Raw genomic sequence first — 17,839 nt, forward strand, 5'->3', positions numbered from 1 at the left:
AAGGGGCCTTTTTTACAGCACACAGTAGCTGCTTAGTTTTTGGTGGGAGCCTGCGCGGGTGCGGCGCCACCTTCTTCAGCGGGCGTGTTGGTGTTCACGCCCTCATCGGCGCCTCCACCGAGCAGGTCTATCAAATTCAGGGGCTGGTACTGGGCGGAGTCGGCGGCCACCACGGTGCGGGTCGTATCGGGGCGGGGGACGAAGCCCATGCGGCTGGGGTTGCTGAAGTTCACGGAGTAGCCCAAGCCCTCATACTCGGCCTGTGAGATGTAGCCTTTGCGGGCCATCAGTTGGGCGATAAGCCGGTGGAAATACCGGGCGCTCCGACGCATTTCGCCATAATTGTTGAAGCCAAGTCGGTAGCGTTTCGGGCGCGGAATAATGCTGGCCAGGTACAGGCTTTCGGACAGGTTCAGCTCATTGGGCTCCTTGCTGAAGTAGAACTGCGCGGCTTCTTTCACCCCGTAGATTTTTGGACCCCACTCAATGATGTTAAGGTACACTTCCATCATCCGCTCCTTGGTGGCCACGCGGGTATTCTCAATCAGCCACACAATGAGGGCTTCCTCAATCTTGCGCGTCACGGTTTTTTGCCGGGTCAGAAACACGTTCTTCACCAGCTGCATGGAAATGGTACTGCCGCCCCGGGCAAACCGCTTTTCCTTGATATTCTGAATAATGGACTTCACAAAAGCCTTGGCCATAAACCCTTTGTGCGTGAAGAAACGCGGGTCTTCAGCCGTCAGGATGGCGTATTTCAGGTAAGGAGCCACCTGGTCGAAGGGCACGAACTTAGGGTTCGGCGGCCCCACCTGGAAGGTTTTAATGGAGTCGCCCTTGTCGTTGTAGGCGGTGTACTCGAAAGGCGTATTTAGCTTGCTCAGGTCTTCGCGGCCAAAGCGCGTGAGGCGAAAATTCTTGCCCGTGAGGGAGGAGCTGAACTTGAGGCTGTCGAGCTGGTTCATGTCCAGGTCGGCCAGGAGGCGGTAGGTGAGCGTGCCTTCGCCCTGGGTGCCTTCCAGCGTGCTGAACATGCCCTGGGGCAGGGCGGAGAAGAAGTCGTTGGCCTTGGTTTCGCCCGAAACGATGTTAGCCTTCACCTGCAGGCCCGCCAGCATCTCATCCGGCGACTCTACCCCATTGGCTTCGTTCATGACGCGTTGCTGCCGAGGCAGCTTGCGCACGGATACCTCCGGAAAAAACTCCATCTGGTTGAGCGTAACCTTGGTACCTTTCTCTACGGCCCCGTAGGCCTTGCCCAACGTCAGCACGTAGTCGATGCCACTGCGCGGGAAGCGCACGTCGTGGTCGGCCAGCTTGGGGTGGTTTACCACAAAGTTACGGGCCCAGGCCGTGCCCCGCACCGTCAGCTGGTCGTCGTCCAAGTCTTTGTCGGACAAGCTCACGCGCACCGTGTCAAACTGCACGCGGGCCCCGTAGCGGCGCTGCACGTAGGGCAACACCACCGGCCGACCTTCCAGGCCGTATACCTTGGCATCCAGGGCATAGTCGCCGGGCTCAATGTGGCCCTGCAGCCCGAAGGTGTTTACTACGGAGTCAATGTCGGCCGTGAGCTGCCCGGTCAGGTCGCCGTCTTCAATAGCGAAGCGCGGCATGGTGAGCGTGGCGTTGTGCTCAGGGCTGCGGTACGTTACCAGGAAGCTGCGAAAGTCGGCCTCGCCGGGCACGTTGTCGAAAGCCGTTTCCAGCAGCTGGTTTAGCAGCAGGCCGTAGTTTGCTCCCTGCGTAGTATCGCGCTTGACTGTGGGCTTCTTCTTGGCGAAGAAAAACGCGTAGTTGTTGGTTGTAGCGGTTTTCTGAGCAGTTACGCGGGCCGAGTCAATTTGCAGGTCGCTGAACACCGGACGACGCGCAAACAGGGTTTTCAGGGAGATGGAGGCGTTGATGCGCCGGGCCTGCAGGAGCGTATCCTGGCCGGTGGGCACCAGCGTCACCCCGTCGATGCGCACCGTGTTCAGGTCGGTAAAGCGGGCCGGCCCCAGCGTGAGGGTCACGGGGTACTTCTTCTCCACCTTGGCTTTCACCTCACGCAGGGCATACTGCAGCAACTCCTGGCGCTTGAGCAGAAACACGGCCAGGGCAATACCCAGCAGGGCCACTACCGCACCTACACCAATACCTATTTTTTTCTTCGTTGCTGGATTCACGCGCACAAACAGAGGGGGACAGTCGCGGCCGGGCCTTGCCAGATTCGTGCCGAACCCGCCGCCGCTCGGAACACAAAGGTAGGGAAAAGCGCCGCGTGGGCTACCCGGGCGCCAAGGCCATTGTGTACCTTTGGCGCGTCAGGTCTTTTTCGTATACGCATGTCTGCCTCAACCGATACTACCTCTTTCTCTGCTCTCACCGCCGTGTCGCCGCTGGATGGGCGCTACCGCCGCCAAACCGTGCCCCTGGCCGCCTTCTTCTCGGAGCTGGCCCTCATTCGCTACCGCGTGCTGGTGGAAGTAGAGTACTTCGTGGCCTTGTGCCAGCTGCCCCTGCCCCAGCTGGCGGAGGTATCCAAGGACATTTTCACGGACCTGCGTCAGATCTACCTCGACTTCTCGGCCGAAGACGCCGAAGCCGTGAAGGCCCACGAAAAGGTAACGAACCACGACGTGAAAGCCGTGGAGTACTTCCTGCGCGACAAGTTCACGGCCCTGGGTCTGGGCCAGTACCTGGAGTTCATTCACTTCGGCCTCACTTCCCAGGATATCAACAACACCGCCATTCCGCTCAGCCTGCAGCACGCCGTGGTGAAGGTGCTGCTGCCCGCCTACGCGCAGGTGCGCAACCAGCTGGCCAGCCGCGCTAAGGACTGGGAGGCCGTGCCCATGCTGGCTCGCACCCACGGGCAGCCCGCCTCCCCCACCCGTCTGGGCAAGGAAATTCAGGTGTTTGTGGCCCGCCTCGATGCCCAGGTGGAACTGCTGAGCCAGGTACCCTTCGCGGCCAAATTCGGGGGAGCTACCGGCAACTTCAACGCCCACCACGTGGCGTATCCGCAGGTGAACTGGCACGAGTTCGGGCAGCACTTCGTGCAGGACCGGCTGGGGCTGCACCGCTCCTTTCCTACCACCCAGATTGAGCACTACGACCACCTCGCGGCCCTCTGCGACGGAGTGAAGCGCCTCAACACCATCCTTACGGACCTGGCCCGGGACGTGTGGCAGTACATTTCCCTGGGTTATTTCCGCCAGACCATTAAGGCCGGCGAAGTGGGCTCCTCAGCCATGCCGCACAAGGTTAACCCCATCGACTTTGAAAACGCTGAGGGCAACTTGGGATTGGCCAACGCCGTGCTGGAGCACCTTTCGGCCAAGCTGCCTATCAGCCGCCTGCAGCGTGACCTGACGGACTCCACCGTGCTGCGCAACCTGGGCGTGCCCCTGGGCCACACGCTCATTGCCCTCACCGCCCTGCAGCGCGGCCTCGATAAGCTGGCCCTCGACGAGGCCGCCCTGCGCCGCGACCTGGACGACAACTGGGCCGTAGTAGCCGAAGCCGTGCAAACCATCCTGCGCCGCGAAAACTACCCCGACCCCTATAACGCCCTCAAGGCCCTCACCCGCACCGGGGGCGCCATCACCCAGCAAACCATCCGGGAATTTATCGAGACCCTGAACGTGAGCGAAGCGGTGAAGCAGGAACTGCGGGTTATTTCACCCAGCAACTACGTAGGCGTGTAGCCCTTGTTTCTTTACCATCCTGAGCACAGCGAAGGACCTTATCATGCTTTAAGAACGAGCATGGTGAGGTTCTTCGTTGCATTTAGGCATGATTACCTTCTCTGCCAACTCGCCCGTTAGCTGCCAGATTTTAGCGGCCTCGCCCATTTAGGCCTTACTAGCTCACTCTGTCCCTAGTCGGGCGGGCTCTTTATCTTCGCGCCTCTTAACCGCGCCCCATGGCCTCTCTTTCCGGTATTACCGTTCATCCCGACTGCCGCCATTTTCGCGGTGATATTCCCTGCCGCCCCAATAAGGAGCACGGCTACCAGTGCCAGGACTGCCCCGTGTACGCGCCGGTGCACCAGCGCCTGCTCATCATCAAGCTCGGGGCCATTGGGGATGTTATCCGGACTACCCCCCTGCTGCGGCGGCTGCGGCAGGAGTACCCGCAGGCCAAAATCACCTGGCTCACGCTCACGCCGGCCATCCTGCCCCAGGGCGAGATTGATGAAGTCCTGAAGCTGGATCTGGCCTCCGTACTGCACCTGCAGCAGCGGGCGTTCGACGTACTCTTCAACCTCGACAAAGACAAGGAAGCCTGCGCCCTGGCCGACTCGGTGCACGCCACGGAGAAGTTTGGCTACCGCCTGCACCCCCAGTACGGGGTGGCCTGGCCCGGCAACGACCTGGCCGCGCACAAGTACCTCACCGGCGTGTTCGACCAGCTCAGCCAGCAAAACCAGAAGCCCTACGTGCAGGAAATCTTTGAGCTGTGCGGCTACGAGTTCCGGGGCGAGGAGTACGTGTTCGACACCCACGAAGACAAGGGCTACAACTGGCGCCAGCTGCCCACGGGTAAGCCCCGCATTGGCCTGAACACCGGCTGCGGCGACCGGTGGACTACGCGCCTGTGGAGCGACGAGAAGTGGACCCAGCTGATCGGGCAGCTCCAGCAAGCCGGCTACGCCCCCGTGCTGCTGGGCGGCGAAGCCGAGGATGAGCGCAACCGCCGCCTGCAGGCCGTCACGGGCGCGGCCTACCCTGGTACCTTCCCCCTGCCCCAGTTCATCAACCTCATGTACCAGATGGACGGCATTGTGACGCAGGTGACTATGGCCATGCACATCAGCATTGCCCTGCGCAAGCCCACCATCCTGATGAACAACATCTTTAATCCTTACGAATTCGACCTATACGGCCGGGGGCAGCTGGTGCAGCCCGATAAGCAGTGCGTGTGCTTTTACCGGGGTTCCTGCCAGCTCGGCACCAGCTGCATGGAGGATTTGCCCGCTGAGAAGGTATTCGAGGCCGTGCGGGCGAGTGTGCCAAGGCAGGAACGCTGAGGCGCAGGGCGCTGGATAGCCTACTTTGCCGTTTGGAATTGACTCGACCAAGCCGATAGTCCGGCCAAAATGAAGCAGCACCTATTAACGCTGCCGGGCAACCACGGGCTTATATAATCTCGCCGTGGGCTTGCATTATTCGGCCCTTGGTGGCAAGGGCTGCTCGGTAGGGTGTAGCCTAAATCAGGTTCCTGAGGCCACTTTTTGGCAACTTTTCCCGGGCGAAGCAGCAGCAGCCCTAAACTACCCGGCAACTCCCTGGTTAGAAATGGGGTAAGCATACGGTACCGCCTTCTCGCGGAGAAGCCTATTTTTGCCGTTGTTTAGTCCCCGGTATGTTCCGTAGCCTGTTCCCTGTTCGCCGTTTGCTGGCGACGAGCTTCCTGCTCGTCTTCGTCAACGTGTTCGTAGGGCAGTGCTGGTGCGCAACGATAACCCCGGCCGCGGCCGCGCCGGTAGCCCAGGCCTCCGCGTTGCAGAAGCCCACGCACCCGGGCTGCCACGGTCACGGCAAAGCCCAGGCCCAGCAGAAGCCGGTTCAGGCCAAGCAGGCTCCCGGCCATTGCGGCTCTAAGCCCGCGAGCAAGGAAAACTGCTGCAAAAACAAGTCCGCGGCCATTCTGAAGGCGCTGACAACACCAGGTGAGAAGCAGCTGTTCTCGCCCGCCCCGGCTTTGCTCCCGGCCAGCACCGGGGTCTTTTGCCGGCCCTCTGCCGGCGCGTGGGACCGTACGCACTCAGTCGTGCTGGTGCTGCGCCGGCACCTGCCCCCCAAAATACCCGACATCCGCATCTTTATTCAGTCCCTGACGGTCTGATTGAGTTGGCGTGCCCAAGGCTCGCCCTGGCATAGCTGTGCTATGTCCGGGGCGGGCCTTGGCGTTGGTGCATGATGTCCGGCCGTTGCCCGCGCCACTTTACCTCCGTTTCCTGGCGTTACCCCGCTCCACCGCTCCGCGCCGATGGCCGGAAGGCAAAGGCTTGCCCGCCAGCCGGCCCCTGCGGCCCCAACCCACTTGGGCGGCTGCATTCGGTTTTCTTCCTTCAACCTCCCCCTTCTTTTTATGTACCGCTTTCCCCTTTCCCTGCTCGCGCTGGCCGGCCTGCTCACTATCAGCAGCTGCTCCTCCGAATCGGAATCCAGCAGCGCTGCCGACACCGTCACTACGCCCACCAACGGCCCGGCCGAAGGCACCGCCGACCACGCCGGCGGCCACACCTACGCCTGCCCCATGCACCCCGAGGTGACCAGCACCCAGGACGGCGAGACGTGCCCCAAATGCGGCATGAAGCTGGAACACAACGACGCCGTGTCCAACGGCAAAACCTACGAGATGAAGCTCGTGCCCACGCCCATGCAGGTGACGGCCGGGCAGCCCACCACGCTGGCCTTTACCCCGCGTGAAACCGGCAACGAATCGGCCCCTGTGCCGCTGGCCGTGGTGCACGAGAAGAAGATTCACCTCATCATCGTGAGCAAGGACCTGGGCCAGTTCTACCACGAGCACCCCGAGTACACCGCGGCCGGCGACTACAAAGTGCAGTACACCTTCCCGAAGGGTGGGGAGTACGTGCTGTTTCAGGACTACACGCCCACCGGTGCGGGCCACCAGTTGGGCCGCCAGCCCCTCACGGTAAAAGGCCCGGCCTACTCGCCCGTCCGGTTCAAGAATGATGATATGCAGTGGGAAAAAGACGGCTACCAGGCCACGCTTTCCTTTGACAAGGAGTTGAAAACGGGGCAGCTGCTGGGCATGAAAATCACCATCCGCAAAGACGGGCAGCCCGTCACGGACCTGGCCAACTACCTCGGCGCGCTGGGCCACGTGGTGGTCATCAGCGAGGACACGGAAAACTACCTGCACGTGCACCCCAACGAACAAGCTGATAAAGGCCCCAGCATCGGCTTCAACACCAACTTCGAGAAGCCGGGCCTCTACCGCGTGTTCCTGCAGTTCAACCACGCGGGCAAAATCCACACCGGCGACTTCACCATCAACGTGAAGGCCTAGATTTCCCACTTTCCAACATCAACCCATGAAAAAGTCCGCTTATTTCCTGGCTGCCCTCCTTTCGGGCTCCCTGCTGGTAGCTAGCTGCACCAACGACAAGGCCGCCGATTCGACGGTTACGACCACGGAAGACTCCGCAACCGATGCGGCCTCCGGCGACATGGCCGGCATGGACCACTCAGCCATGGACCACTCGGCCATGGGGCATGATACCGCGGCCCCGGCCGGCAGCTCGCCGCAGCTGGTGGCCATGAACGAGATGATGCAGAAAATGCACGCTACCAAGCCCAAAGGCAACACCGACCACGACTTCGCCCATCACATGCTGGAGCACCACCGGGGCGCGGTAGTGATGGCCGACCTCGAGCTGCGCGACGGCAAGGACGCCACCATGCGCCGGATGGCTGAGCAAATCAAAGCCGACCAGCAGCGGGAAATTGCCGCGCTGGAAGCCGCCGCCACCCGCCTCGACAACGCCCCCACCAACTACCAGCCCAACAACCCGGCCGATCCGTTCACCAGCAAGATGCAGGCCTCAATGGACGGCATGATGCGCAACCTGCCCAAAACGGTAGCCGACCCGGACATGAACTTCAACATGCTTATGACGGTGCACCACCAGAGCGCTGTGGACATGGCCCGGGCCGAGCTGGCCCACGGCAAGGACACTAAGCTCAAAGAGCTGGCGCAGCAGATGATTACTGCCCAGGAAAAGGAAATAGCCGACTTCAAAGCCTGGCACAACCAGAACGCCGACAAGATGTAAGCCCCCGGCCGGCCCCGCTGCTGGCGCGGGGCCGGCCGCCTGATTCACTCCTCGCACCCGGTTTTTTATGAAGACTTCCTCCGTTCTCGCCGCGGCCCTGCTGCTGGCCGCTCCCCTCACCGCTGCCGCCCAGCACAGCCACACGCCCGGCACGGCCGCCCACGGCCACAAAGCCGCCGGCGAAACCCACGCCCACGCTTCTCCCCACGGCGGCGTGGTGCGCACGGCCGGCCAGTACCACCTGGAGCTGGTGCAGCAGGCCGGCCAGCTGCAGGTGTATCTGCTTGATGGCAACGAGAAGACGCTGCCCGTGACCCGCGCCACCGGCACGGCCCTGCTGCTGAGTGCGGCGGGCAAAACCAGTTCCGTTAAGCTGCTGCCCACGGGCAACCACCTGGGGGCCACCGTGCCGGCCGGCTTCACGCTGCGCACGGCCATCGTGAGTGTTAAGGCCAACGGCAATTCGCTTAGCGCCCGGTTTGAAAAGCTCGAGGCAGCCGCCAAAGCCGGGAAGTCGGTTTCCGCTGCGTACGCCTGCCCGATGAGCTGCCCCGGCAGTGTCAGCGCCAAGCCCGGCAGCTGCCCGAAGTGCGGCATGGCCCTCGTGAAAAAGTCGTAGGCGGGCGCCGCTTGGGCCGCTGGCTGCGGCAACCGCGGGCAGCCCAACGGCTGGTTTTAACCTGATTGTATGAATTTCTTAAACATAAAAAGCGGAGGCTGCTGGCTGCTGACCCTGGTAATGCTGGCTCTTTGCTCCGGCGCGGCGCGGGCGCAAACGGTCATCAGCCTGGACAGCGCCGAGGCCCGGACCCTGCGCCGCCACCCCCGGCTGCGGCAGTCGGCCCAGGAGATTGAGGAGCAGCGTGCCCTTCGGCGCGGCGCGTTCGCGCCGGCCAACCCGGATTTCCTGTTTTCGGCCCCCACCGGCGAAATGTGGGCCCCGGGCGTGGTGCAGACCCTGGACCTGCCCAACGTGTACCGGCGGCAGCGGCAGGTAGCCGAGGCCGGCATCAGCCTGGCCGAGCGCAACCGTGACGTGAGCCGCGCCTCCGTGCTGCGCGATACCCGCCTGGCTTACCTGAGCCTGCAGTTTGCCGAGGCCCAGGTGCGCCAGCTCACCTACCAGGACAGCCTGTTTCGGGGACTGCGCCTGGCCACGGAGCGCCTGTTTACGGCCGGCGAAGTCACCTCTTTGCAGCGCATCAGCACCGACGCCGAGGCCCGGCAGGTAACCGTGTTGCTGCAGCAGGCCACCGCCGACCGGCAGGCGGCCCAGCGCCGGCTGGGGCTGCTGCTGGGTAGCCCCACCGAGCCGCTGGCTACCAGTACCGACTTAAGCCGTACCGGCGCGGAGCTGGCCCAGACGGCCCCGGCCCTGCTCGGCGGGCTGCCCACCAACGACAGCACTGCCCTGGCGGGCAGCCCCGCGCTGGCCGCCGCTGCCCAGAACGTGACCCTGAGCCAGTCGGGCATCAGTCTGGTGCGGGCCCGGCGTACCCCGGCCCTCACGGTGGGCTACCAGAACCAGGCGTTTGAAAACTCGGCCCTGCGCTACCGCTTTCAGTTTGGCGTTTCGCTGCCCATCTGGTTCTGGACCTACCGCTCGCAGCTGCAGGCGGCCACGGCCCGCGCCCGGGCAGCCAGCTATCAGCTGCAAACCCAGCAGCTGGAGCTGAGCACTCAGTACGCGCAGGCCCTGGCCGATACGCGCAAATTCGCCGCTTCTCTGGCCTATTACGAGCAAACCGGGCTGCCCCAGTCGCGGGCCATCATCAGCCAGTCGCAGCGCCTGTTCCGGGCCGGCGAAGCCAGCTACCTGCAGCTCATTCTGAGTCTGAACCAGGCCTTTGCCATTCAGAATACCTACCTGACCACCATCCGCGACTACCGCCAGGCGGTGGTCGAGCTGAATTACCTGCGGGGCGAATAACCGTCAACTCTCATGAAACAACTCCTGATTTTGCTGCTGAGCGTGCTGCTGGCCGGCCCGGCCCTGGCCCACGGCGGCGAAGACCACGGCGACGGGCCCAAGGCCGCCACGCCGGCGGGCGCCACCTCGTTTTCGGTGGCCGCCCTGTCCGAGCAGTTCGAGGTGCTGCTGCGCTACGAGCCGCTGGAAGGCGGCCAGCCCGCCGACCTGCGCCTGTTCCTCTCCGATTACGCCACCAACGCCCCCATCCGAGGCGCGAAACTCACGCTCACCAACCCGGAAGATGCCGCACTGAAATGGGCCGTAACCGAGCAGGAACCCGGCATCTACCTGGTCGAAGGGGAGTTTCCGGCCAACAAACCCTACAGCTTCGCCCTCAACATCGTGGCCGGGGAGCGGGCCGACCTGGTGCTGCTCGAAGGCATCCGCGTGGGGGAAAAGCTGCCCGTGGCCGAGGCGCCACCCGCTGCCGCCGGACTCTTTTCGTCCTGGCAAACCATTGCCGCCCTGCTCGGGGCCTTCGGGCTGGGCATTGGCCTGACGGTTCTGCTGCTGCGCCGCCGCCCGGCTGCGCCCATTTCCACCTCCACTTCCGCTACCCATGAAAACCACGCCTAAACTTTTGGCCGCCACGGCCGCTGCCGCACTGGTGCTGGCCGTGCTGCTGCCCCCACCCGGCCGGGTGCAGGCCCACGGCGGCGAAGACCACGGCGGCGAGGCCAAAGCCAGCACCGGCGTGGCCCTCACCGACGAAGTGCTGCTGCCCAAGGAAAGCCAGTTTCTGTTCGAGGTGCGTACCCAGCTGGCGGGTTACTCCACCACCTACAGCCGGGCTACGCTCTACGGCACGGTGTCGGCCGCGGCCGGGGGCGAGGGCCGGGTGGTGGTGCCCCAGACCGGGCGCATCGTCAGCCTGAGCGCACGGGTGGGCCAGCCGGTGCGGGCCGGGCAGACGCTGGCCGTCATCGAGCAAACCCTGGACGCCACCCAGCAAATCGGCCTCAGCACCGAGCGCGCCAACGCCCAGGCCGAACTGCGGGCCGCCCAGCAGGACTACGCCCGCTTGCAGAGCATCGCCGATATTGCCGCCCGCAAGGATGTGGTAGCCGCCGAGCTGCGCCTGCGCCAGGCCCGCCAGAATGCAGCCATCTACAACGGGCAGGCCCGGCAGCGGCGCGTGAGCATCACGGCGCCCGTGAGCGGCACCGTGGATGTGTTCAACTTGGCCGTGGGCCAGCAGGTCAATCAGGGCGAGGAGCTGCTGCGGGTTATCAACCCCGGCAAGCTGCGCGTGGAAGCCCAGGTGTTTGCCCAGGATCTGGCCAACGTCACGCCCGGCACGCAGTTTCGGGTGGAAGGCCTGCAGGGGCAGGTGGGCGTGCCGGCCCGGCTGGTGGTGTTCAGCAACGTAGTGAACCCCGTGAACCAGGCCCGGCAGCTAGTGCTGGAGCTGGACGATGCCGCCGGCAGCCCCTACCGCGCCGGCCAGGCCGTGAACGTGCAGGTGGTGGGCCCGGCCGGCGGCGGCCGGCCCCAGCTGGTGGTGCCCACCTCGGCCATTACCGACCTCAATGGCAAGCCCGTGGTGTTCGTGCACACCGAACCCGAGCGGTTCAAGATTCGCTACGTGCAGCCGGGGGCCGTGAATGGCCAGCAAACCGTGCTGGCCGAGGGCCAGGTCAACGAAAATGACCGGGTGGTCACCCAAGGCACCTACCAGCTCAAATCCATTTACCTGAACCAATGAGCTTTTTTCTGACCGGCACCTAACCGCCAGTGGCTGTCAGCCCAGCTAATGACTGCTTTGAACAGAAGCTAACAGCCAACAGCTGTCAGCTAGTAGCTTAAAAAATATGCTCGATAAGATAATTCGCTTTGCTCTGCAGAACCGGCTGCTGATGCTGGCCTTCGCCGTGGGCCTCCTCATGGCGGGTACTTACACCGCTAGCCAGCTGCCGGTGGATGTGCTGCCCGACCTGGACCGGCCCCGGGTAACCGTGTTTCTGGAAGCGCCCGGCATGGCCCCCGAGGAAGTGGAGGCCCTGGTGACGCTGCCCGTGGAAACGGCCCTGAACGGGGCCACCGGCGTGTCGGCGGTGCGCTCCAACTCGGCCATCGGGCTGGGTATGGTGTTCGTGGAGTTCGACTACGGCACCGACATCTTCACGGCCCGCCAGATTGTGAGCGAGAAGCTGCAGACTACCGGCGAGCAGCTGCCGCAGGGCATTACGCCGGTGCTGGGGCCTATTTCCTCGGTGATGGGCCAGATCATGCTGGTGGGGCTGTCTACATCAAGTAAAAATGACTCGTTGTCCGCTGGCAATTTACCGGAAGCTAACAGCCAGCCGCTAACCGCTAACCGCTCAAAAACAAGCGCCGCCGACTTGCGTACCCTGGCCAACTACACCGTGCGCCAGCGCCTGCTGTCCATTCCGGGCGTGGCCCAGGTAATTCCCATCGGCGGCGACAACCTGCAGTACCAGGTGCTGCTGGACATGCCTCGCTTGAACGCCACCGGCCTCACCGTCAATCAGGTGGAAGACGCGTTGCGGCAGTCCAACCTAAACACTACCGGCAACTTCTTCGACCGCAACGGCTCGGAAGTGCTCATCCGCAACCTAGGCCGCCTGCGCTCGGTGCAGGACATTGAGAACATCATTGTCGGTTACCGAGCGCAGTCGCCCATAAGGGTGGCCGACGTGGCCCGGGTGGAGTTCGGGGCCCGCTTCAAGCGCGGCGACGGCAGCGTAAACGGCCGGCCGGCCGTAATTCTGAGCATCGAGAAGCAGCCCGGCGCCGCCACCGTGGGCCTGACCGAAGCCGTGGAAAAAGCCCTGGTCGAGCTTCAGCCCTCCTTGCCCAAAGACGTGCAGGTGAACACCCGTTTGTTTAAGCAGGCGGAGTTCATTGAGTCCTCCATCAGCAACGTGGAGGAAGCCCTGCGCGACGGGGCCATTCTGGTGGTCATCGTGCTGTTTGCCTTCCTGCTGAACGTGCGCACCACGTTTATCTCCCTGGTGGCCATTCCGCTGTCGTTGCTGGTGACGGCCCTGGTGTTTCGCCTGGCCGGTATCAGCATCAACACCATGACGCTGGGCGGGCTGGCCATTGCCATCGGCGAGCTGGTCGACGACGCCATCGTGGACGTGGAAAACGTGTACCGCCGCCTGCGCGAAAACCAGCAGCGGCCCAACCCGCAGCCGGTGCTGCGCGTCATCTACGCGGCCTCGTCGGAGGTGCGCAACTCCATCGTGTACGCCACTATTATTGTGGTACTGGTGTTTTTGCCGCTGTTTGCCCTTGAGGGCATGGAAGGCCGCATTTTCGCGCCCCTGGGCATTGCCTACATCACCAGCATCGTGGCCTCGCTGTTCGTCTCGCTGACCGTGACGCCGGTGCTCTGCTACTACCTGCTGCCCCGCATGAAGCAGATGGGCCACCCCGAAACCGATGGCCCCCTGGTGCGCTGGCTCAAAAAGAAGGATACCCGCCTGCTCACCTGGGGCCTGCAGCATCCCCGGCTGGTACTCACTTCCACGGCCCTGTTGTTTGTGATGGCCGCCACGATGGTCCCCTTCTTCGGCACGGAGTTTCTGCCGCCTTTCAACGAAGGCTCCCTGACGGTGAACTTCTCGGCCCCGGCCGGCACCTCCCTCACCGAAAGCAACCGCCTGGGCACGCTGGGCGAGCAGCAGATGCTCCGGATTCCGGAAGTGGCCTACACCGCCCGCCGCACCGGCCGCGCCGAGCTGGACGAGCACGCCGAATCGGTGAACAATTCGGAAATCGAAGTGGCCTTCAAGACCGAGGAGGAGCTGGAGAAAGAAGGCCGGACCATGCGCAGCCGCGACGAAATCCTGGCCGACATGCGCCAGAAGCTCAGCCTGATTACGGGCGTGAACGTGAACATCGGCCAGCCCATTTCCCACCGCCTTGACCACCTGCTCTCGGGCGTGCGGGCCCAGGTGGCCATCAAGGTGTTCGGCAACGATTTGCTGGAGCTGCGCCGCTACGCGGGCGAGGTGCGCGATGCTGCCGCCGCCGTGCCGGGCGTGGTGGACCTGCAGGTGGAAAAGCAGGTGCAGATTCCGCAGCTGCTCATCCGGCCCCGCGACGAGGCCCTGCGCTCCTACGGCATGGGCCGGGGTGAGGTGGTGCGCGACCTGGAAACTCTGTTTCAGGGGGCCGTGGTGTCGCAGATGCTCGATGGCCAGAAGCGCTTCGATTTGGTGGTGAAGCTGCCCGAGGCCCAGCGCAACAACCTAGAAGCCATTCGGCAGACCCGCATCGAAACGCCCACCGGGGCCCTGATTCCGGTGAGCCAGGTGGCCGACGTGGTATATGAGCCCGGCCCCAACACCGTCAACCACGAAAACACCCAGCGCCGCATCATCCTCTCCCTGAACGTGGCCGAGCGGGATCTGGGCTCCACGGTGCAGGAAATTCAGGCCAAAGTCAGCCAGCAGGTCAAGCTGCCGCCGGGCTACTACCTCACCTACGGCGGGCAGTTCGAAAGCCAGCAGTCGGCCTCGCGGAAGATTCTGTGGCTGAGCTTGTTTTCCCTGGCCGGTATCTTCCTGGTGCTGTTCTCCCACTTCAAATCCTGGCTGATGGTGGGGCAGATTATGCTCAACATTCCGCTGGCCCTGATTGGCTCGGTGGTGGCGGTGCTGCTCACGGGCGGGACGTTCAGCATTGCCTCCCTGGTGGGCTTCATCACCCTCACCGGTATTGCCTCCCGCAACGGCATCATGATGATTTCGCACTACATCCACCTGGTGGAGCATGAGGGCGAGAAGTTCGGCCTCCCGATGATTATCCGTGGCTCCCTGGAGCGCCTGGTGCCGGTGCTGATGACGGCCCTGGTGGCGGCCCTGGCCCTGGTGCCGCTCACGCTGGCCCAGGACGCACCGGGCAAGGAAATCCTGTATCCGGTGGCCACCGTTATCCTTGGCGGGCTGCTTTCGTCCACTTTCCTCGATATCATCGTAACGCCGGTGGTGTTCTGGCTGGTGGGCGAAAAGGCGCTAACCCAATACTTCGCCTCCCACCAGGAAACGGGCCTCGATGACCACCCGCAGGAGCTCGACGCGCCACTGCTCACCCCGCCATCGGATCTGAACCCGGTGCCGCCCACCCAGTAGATTGTACCAGACAAGCGGCCCCTGGGCTTTGGCCTATCCCGGACGGCTCATTCAGTGCCTGGGCGAGGCGACATATACTACAGGCGGGGCCAGGGTTTATATTTTCCCCGGGCGGGATATTTTGTTTGCTGTCTGCGCACGAACCTCCTGTTTTATCCCGCTACCTCCTTTAGTGCCTTCACCATCTCGCTCCAGGAGAAATCTTTTTTGCGGGCCCACACGCCGGCCGTGAGTTCTTCTTCGCGCTGATGCTCGTAGAAATCGACCAAGGCATCGGCAATGGCCTGGGGCGTGGGGGGCACCACATAGCCCACTTCGCCGTTCGGAATCAGCTCGGCCAGGCCGCCCACGTCAGTTACCAGCATGGGGCGGCTGAAGTGATAGGCAATCTGCGAAACGCCGCTCTGGGTGGCATTTTTGTAGGGCTGCACCACGATGTCGGCGGCACAGAAATAGTCGGCCACTTTTTCGTTGGGAATAAAGTCGGTGGCGCGGACGAGGCGGTTTTCCAGGTTGTACCGCCGGATGATTTCCTCGTAGGGCGCGGCGTCTTCGTAGTACTCGCCGGCTATAATCAGCTTGACGGGCAATTCCGCTAGTCGAACATCGGCAAAGGCTTCCAGTAGAATATCCAACCCTTTATAGGCGCGGATAAAGCCGAAAAACAGCAGGTACCCGAACTGCGGATCGAGGCCCAGGGCGCTAAGTGCGGCTGGTTTGGGCTTAATAGGGCCGAAGTTGTCGTAGAGCGGGTGCGGGCGGTAGAGGGCCGGCTGCTTGAAGTGCAGACGGCGCAGGTCAGCCAGCACGGCGCGGCTCATCGTCACGAAACCATGACAAGCCGAGAGGAAATAGCGCGTGAGCGGCCGGTCGCCGGGGCGCTTTTCGTGGGGGATGACGTTGTCGGTAATGGCGACCACGCGGGTGTGGCCATTGCGACGGATGCGCCGGGCAATAAACCCCAGCGCGGGGCCCATAAACGGCAGCCAGAACCGGAATATCACCAGATCGGGCTTCTGGCGGCGCAGCTTCTCCCCTACTGACCACCAACTCAGCGGATTCACGGAGTTGATGCTCACATCAATGGCGAGGTCAGCGGGGCCGGGCTCGGTGCTGAACTGGGTCTGGCCGGGGAACAGGAAATTGGGGTACTGCAGCGAAAACGTCACCAGTCGCACGTCGTCGCCGGCTTCGCGGAAAGCGCGGGCCAGCCGCTCGTTGTACGTGGCCAGCCCGCCCCGCAGCGGGTACGCCGGCCCGATAATGACGACGTTCATAGGAAATGTATTGTGTGCCTATCGCCTACTACAGCCTGTCATCCTGAGCGGAGCGAAGGACCTCATCACGCTAGGACAAACTGCTCAATCGTGACAAGGTCCTTCGCTCCGCTCAGGATGACAACCGGTGGCTATTAACTCAAATTTAGCTTTTCCCGAATCAGGTACTGGTTTTTGCGGGAGCCGCTCAAGGACACCATTTCGGCCAGGAAGCCCGCGACAAATACCTGCACGCCGACAATCACGGCCACCAGCGCCAGGAAAAACAGCGGCTGGTCAGTCACGCTTCGGGCTTTCAAGTTGTGAGCCGCTAAGTACAGTTTCTCCCCAACCAGCCAGAGCGTGATGAGCATACCCACCAAAAAGGAAAGCGTGCCGACCGTGCCGAAAAAGTGCATGGGGCGCTTGCGGAAGCGGCTCACGAAGGTGATGCTCAGCAGATCCAGAAAGCCGTACACGAAGCGCTCCAGCCCGAACTTGGTGGTACCGTACTTACGCTCCTGGTGCTGCACTACTTTCTCGCCAATCTTGCGGAAGCCGGCCCACTTGGCTATGACGGGAATGTAACGGTGCATCTCCCCGTACACTTCCACGGCCTTCACCACGCGGTGGTTATAGGCTTTCAGGCCGCAGTTGAAATCGTGCAGCTGAATGCCCGACAGCCAGCGCGTGACACCGTTGAAGAGTTTGGTAGGAATGGTTTTACTGATGGGGTCGAAGCGCTTTTTCTTCCAGCCGCTCACCAGGTCGTAGCCGTCCTGGGTGATCATGCGGTAGAGTTCGGGCAACTCTTCGGGCGAGTCCTGCAGGTCCGCATCCATGGTGCATACCACCCGGCCCTGCGCCGCCCGGAAGCCCGTGTCCAACGCCGCCGACTTGCCGTAGTTGCGGTTGAAGCGGATGCCGCGCAGATGCACGTCGTCCTGAGCGAGGTCTTCAATTACCTCCCAGGAGTCATCCGTGGAGCCGTCGTCAATCAGTAGCACCTCGTAGGTGAGGCCGTGTTGGGTGAGCACACGGTGAATCCAGCGCGTGAGTTCCGGCAACGACTCGGCTTCGTTGAGCAGTGGAATAACGATGGACAACTCAACGGGAAAATGCTGCGGCAAACGCTTACTACTCAAACTGTGGGCGATTATGCTTGGTAATGGCGGAAATGATAAGGGACAGTAGGAAGGCGAAGAATGCCGTGGCCAGAATTCCCCATACAATGCTCAGAGGGCCAGTGGGCATCATTTTAGCCGTCCACTGCATAGCTGTTTCAACTTGCTCGTCGCTCATGTTGCCATCGGCTTCTAGCTTAGCCCGGGCAATGTCCAGCGCCTTTTGGGTGTAGCCGGAGTCAATGAAATTGACATAGACATAACGAAATATTCCGCTCAGAGCGCCTATCACGGCTCCCGCAACGGTGGCTATGCCAAGCCCTTGCCCATAACTCATAAAACCGCCGTTATGCTGCTTGTAGTAGCGGTGTGCCATCACGATACCACCGATTAGAATAGCAAACGTCACAAAGCCCAGTGCGGCCTGCTGCTCTAGGCCAGTGGCCATTAGCACGAAAGAATAGATAACCGTGACCAGACCCGTAATCAGACCATAGCGGATACCGGCATTGACGGGCGTGACGAGCGTAGTTGTGTTTTCCATGTGGTTGTGAAGGTAAAAGTGAGTGCGAGCCTAAAGGAACAAAATC

The 17,839-nt window shown here is 62.6% G+C and carries 14 protein-coding genes; 10 read left to right on the forward strand and 4 right to left on the reverse strand.

All coding sequences use genetic code 11. The features are described from left to right. Positions 1–32: 32 nt before the first annotated feature. On the reverse strand, positions 33–2,168 hold the full coding sequence (locus tag HER32_RS05080; RefSeq protein ID WP_168681011.1) for a biosynthetic peptidoglycan transglycosylase: 2,136 nt from the start codon (positions 2,166–2,168) through the stop codon (positions 33–35). A 159-nt stretch (positions 2,169–2,327) separates the two neighbouring features. On the opposite strand from HER32_RS05080, the gene purB reads away from it, so the two are divergent. The 10 genes from purB to HER32_RS05130 all read left to right on the forward strand — a co-directional run bounded on the left by purB (position 2,328) and on the right by HER32_RS05130 (position 14,869). Next, positions 2,328–3,692 carry an adenylosuccinate lyase gene (gene purB / locus HER32_RS05085; protein ID WP_168681013.1) on the forward strand — a complete coding sequence of 455 codons (1,365 nt, stop codon included), beginning with the start codon at positions 2,328–2,330 and terminating at the stop codon, positions 3,690–3,692. Positions 3,693–3,910: 218 nt separating this feature from the next. Next, positions 3,911–5,017, forward strand: coding sequence for a glycosyltransferase family 9 protein (locus HER32_RS05090; RefSeq protein WP_149072718.1), 1,107 nt, complete (start codon positions 3,911–3,913; stop codon positions 5,015–5,017). 335 nt (positions 5,018–5,352) lie between these two features. Continuing rightward, positions 5,353–5,835, forward strand: a complete 483-nt coding sequence (locus tag HER32_RS05095; protein WP_168681015.1) for a hypothetical protein — start codon at positions 5,353–5,355, stop codon at positions 5,833–5,835. Positions 5,836–6,081: 246 nt separating this feature from the next. Further along, entirely contained in the window at positions 6,082–7,029 is a 948-nt protein-coding gene (locus tag HER32_RS05100) for a heavy metal-binding domain-containing protein (protein ID WP_149072716.1), read from the forward strand. A gap of 25 nt (positions 7,030–7,054) precedes the next feature. After that, positions 7,055–7,795 (forward strand): DUF305 domain-containing protein, encoded by a 741-nt coding sequence (locus tag HER32_RS05105; RefSeq protein WP_168681017.1) that lies wholly within the window; start codon positions 7,055–7,057, stop codon positions 7,793–7,795. A gap of 67 nt (positions 7,796–7,862) precedes the next feature. Further along, positions 7,863–8,414, forward strand: coding sequence for a heavy metal-binding domain-containing protein (locus tag HER32_RS05110; protein ID WP_149072714.1), 552 nt, complete (start codon positions 7,863–7,865; stop codon positions 8,412–8,414). Positions 8,415–8,483: 69 nt separating this feature from the next. Beyond that, positions 8,484–9,725 carry a TolC family protein gene (locus HER32_RS05115; RefSeq protein ID WP_149072713.1) on the forward strand — a complete coding sequence of 414 codons (1,242 nt, stop codon included), beginning with the start codon at positions 8,484–8,486 and terminating at the stop codon, positions 9,723–9,725. Between the two features lie 12 nt (positions 9,726–9,737). Then, the gene (locus HER32_RS05120) at positions 9,738–10,343 is read left to right on the forward strand and encodes a hypothetical protein (protein WP_168681019.1); all 606 of its coding nucleotides are present in this window, start codon (positions 9,738–9,740) and stop codon (positions 10,341–10,343) included. After that, positions 10,327–11,472, forward strand: a complete 1,146-nt coding sequence (locus tag HER32_RS05125; RefSeq protein ID WP_168681021.1) for an efflux RND transporter periplasmic adaptor subunit — start codon at positions 10,327–10,329, stop codon at positions 11,470–11,472. The genes HER32_RS05120 and HER32_RS05125 overlap by 17 nt, the downstream gene beginning before the upstream one ends. Before the next feature lie 106 nt (positions 11,473–11,578). After that, positions 11,579–14,869 (forward strand): efflux RND transporter permease subunit, encoded by a 3,291-nt coding sequence (locus HER32_RS05130; RefSeq protein WP_168681023.1) that lies wholly within the window; start codon positions 11,579–11,581, stop codon positions 14,867–14,869. A 152-nt stretch (positions 14,870–15,021) separates the two neighbouring features. Here the strand turns inward: HER32_RS05130 and HER32_RS05135 are convergent, their stop codons facing one another. The 3 genes from HER32_RS05135 to HER32_RS05145 form a co-directional block, all read right to left on the reverse strand. Beyond that, on the reverse strand, positions 15,022–16,146 hold the full coding sequence (locus tag HER32_RS05135; protein WP_168681025.1) for a glycosyltransferase: 1,125 nt from the start codon (positions 16,144–16,146) through the stop codon (positions 15,022–15,024). A 134-nt stretch (positions 16,147–16,280) separates the two neighbouring features. After that, the gene (locus HER32_RS05140; protein ID WP_317169655.1) at positions 16,281–17,231 is read right to left on the reverse strand and encodes a glycosyltransferase family 2 protein; all 951 of its coding nucleotides are present in this window, start codon (positions 17,229–17,231) and stop codon (positions 16,281–16,283) included. A 31-nt stretch (positions 17,232–17,262) separates the two neighbouring features. Then, positions 17,263–17,793 (reverse strand): DUF4199 domain-containing protein, encoded by a 531-nt coding sequence (locus HER32_RS05145; RefSeq protein WP_149072707.1) that lies wholly within the window; start codon positions 17,791–17,793, stop codon positions 17,263–17,265. Positions 17,794–17,839 lie beyond the last annotated feature (46 nt).

Source organism: Hymenobacter sp. BT18 (genome assembly GCF_012273015.1).
GTDB lineage: Bacteria > Bacteroidota > Bacteroidia > Cytophagales > Hymenobacteraceae > Hymenobacter > Hymenobacter lutimineralis.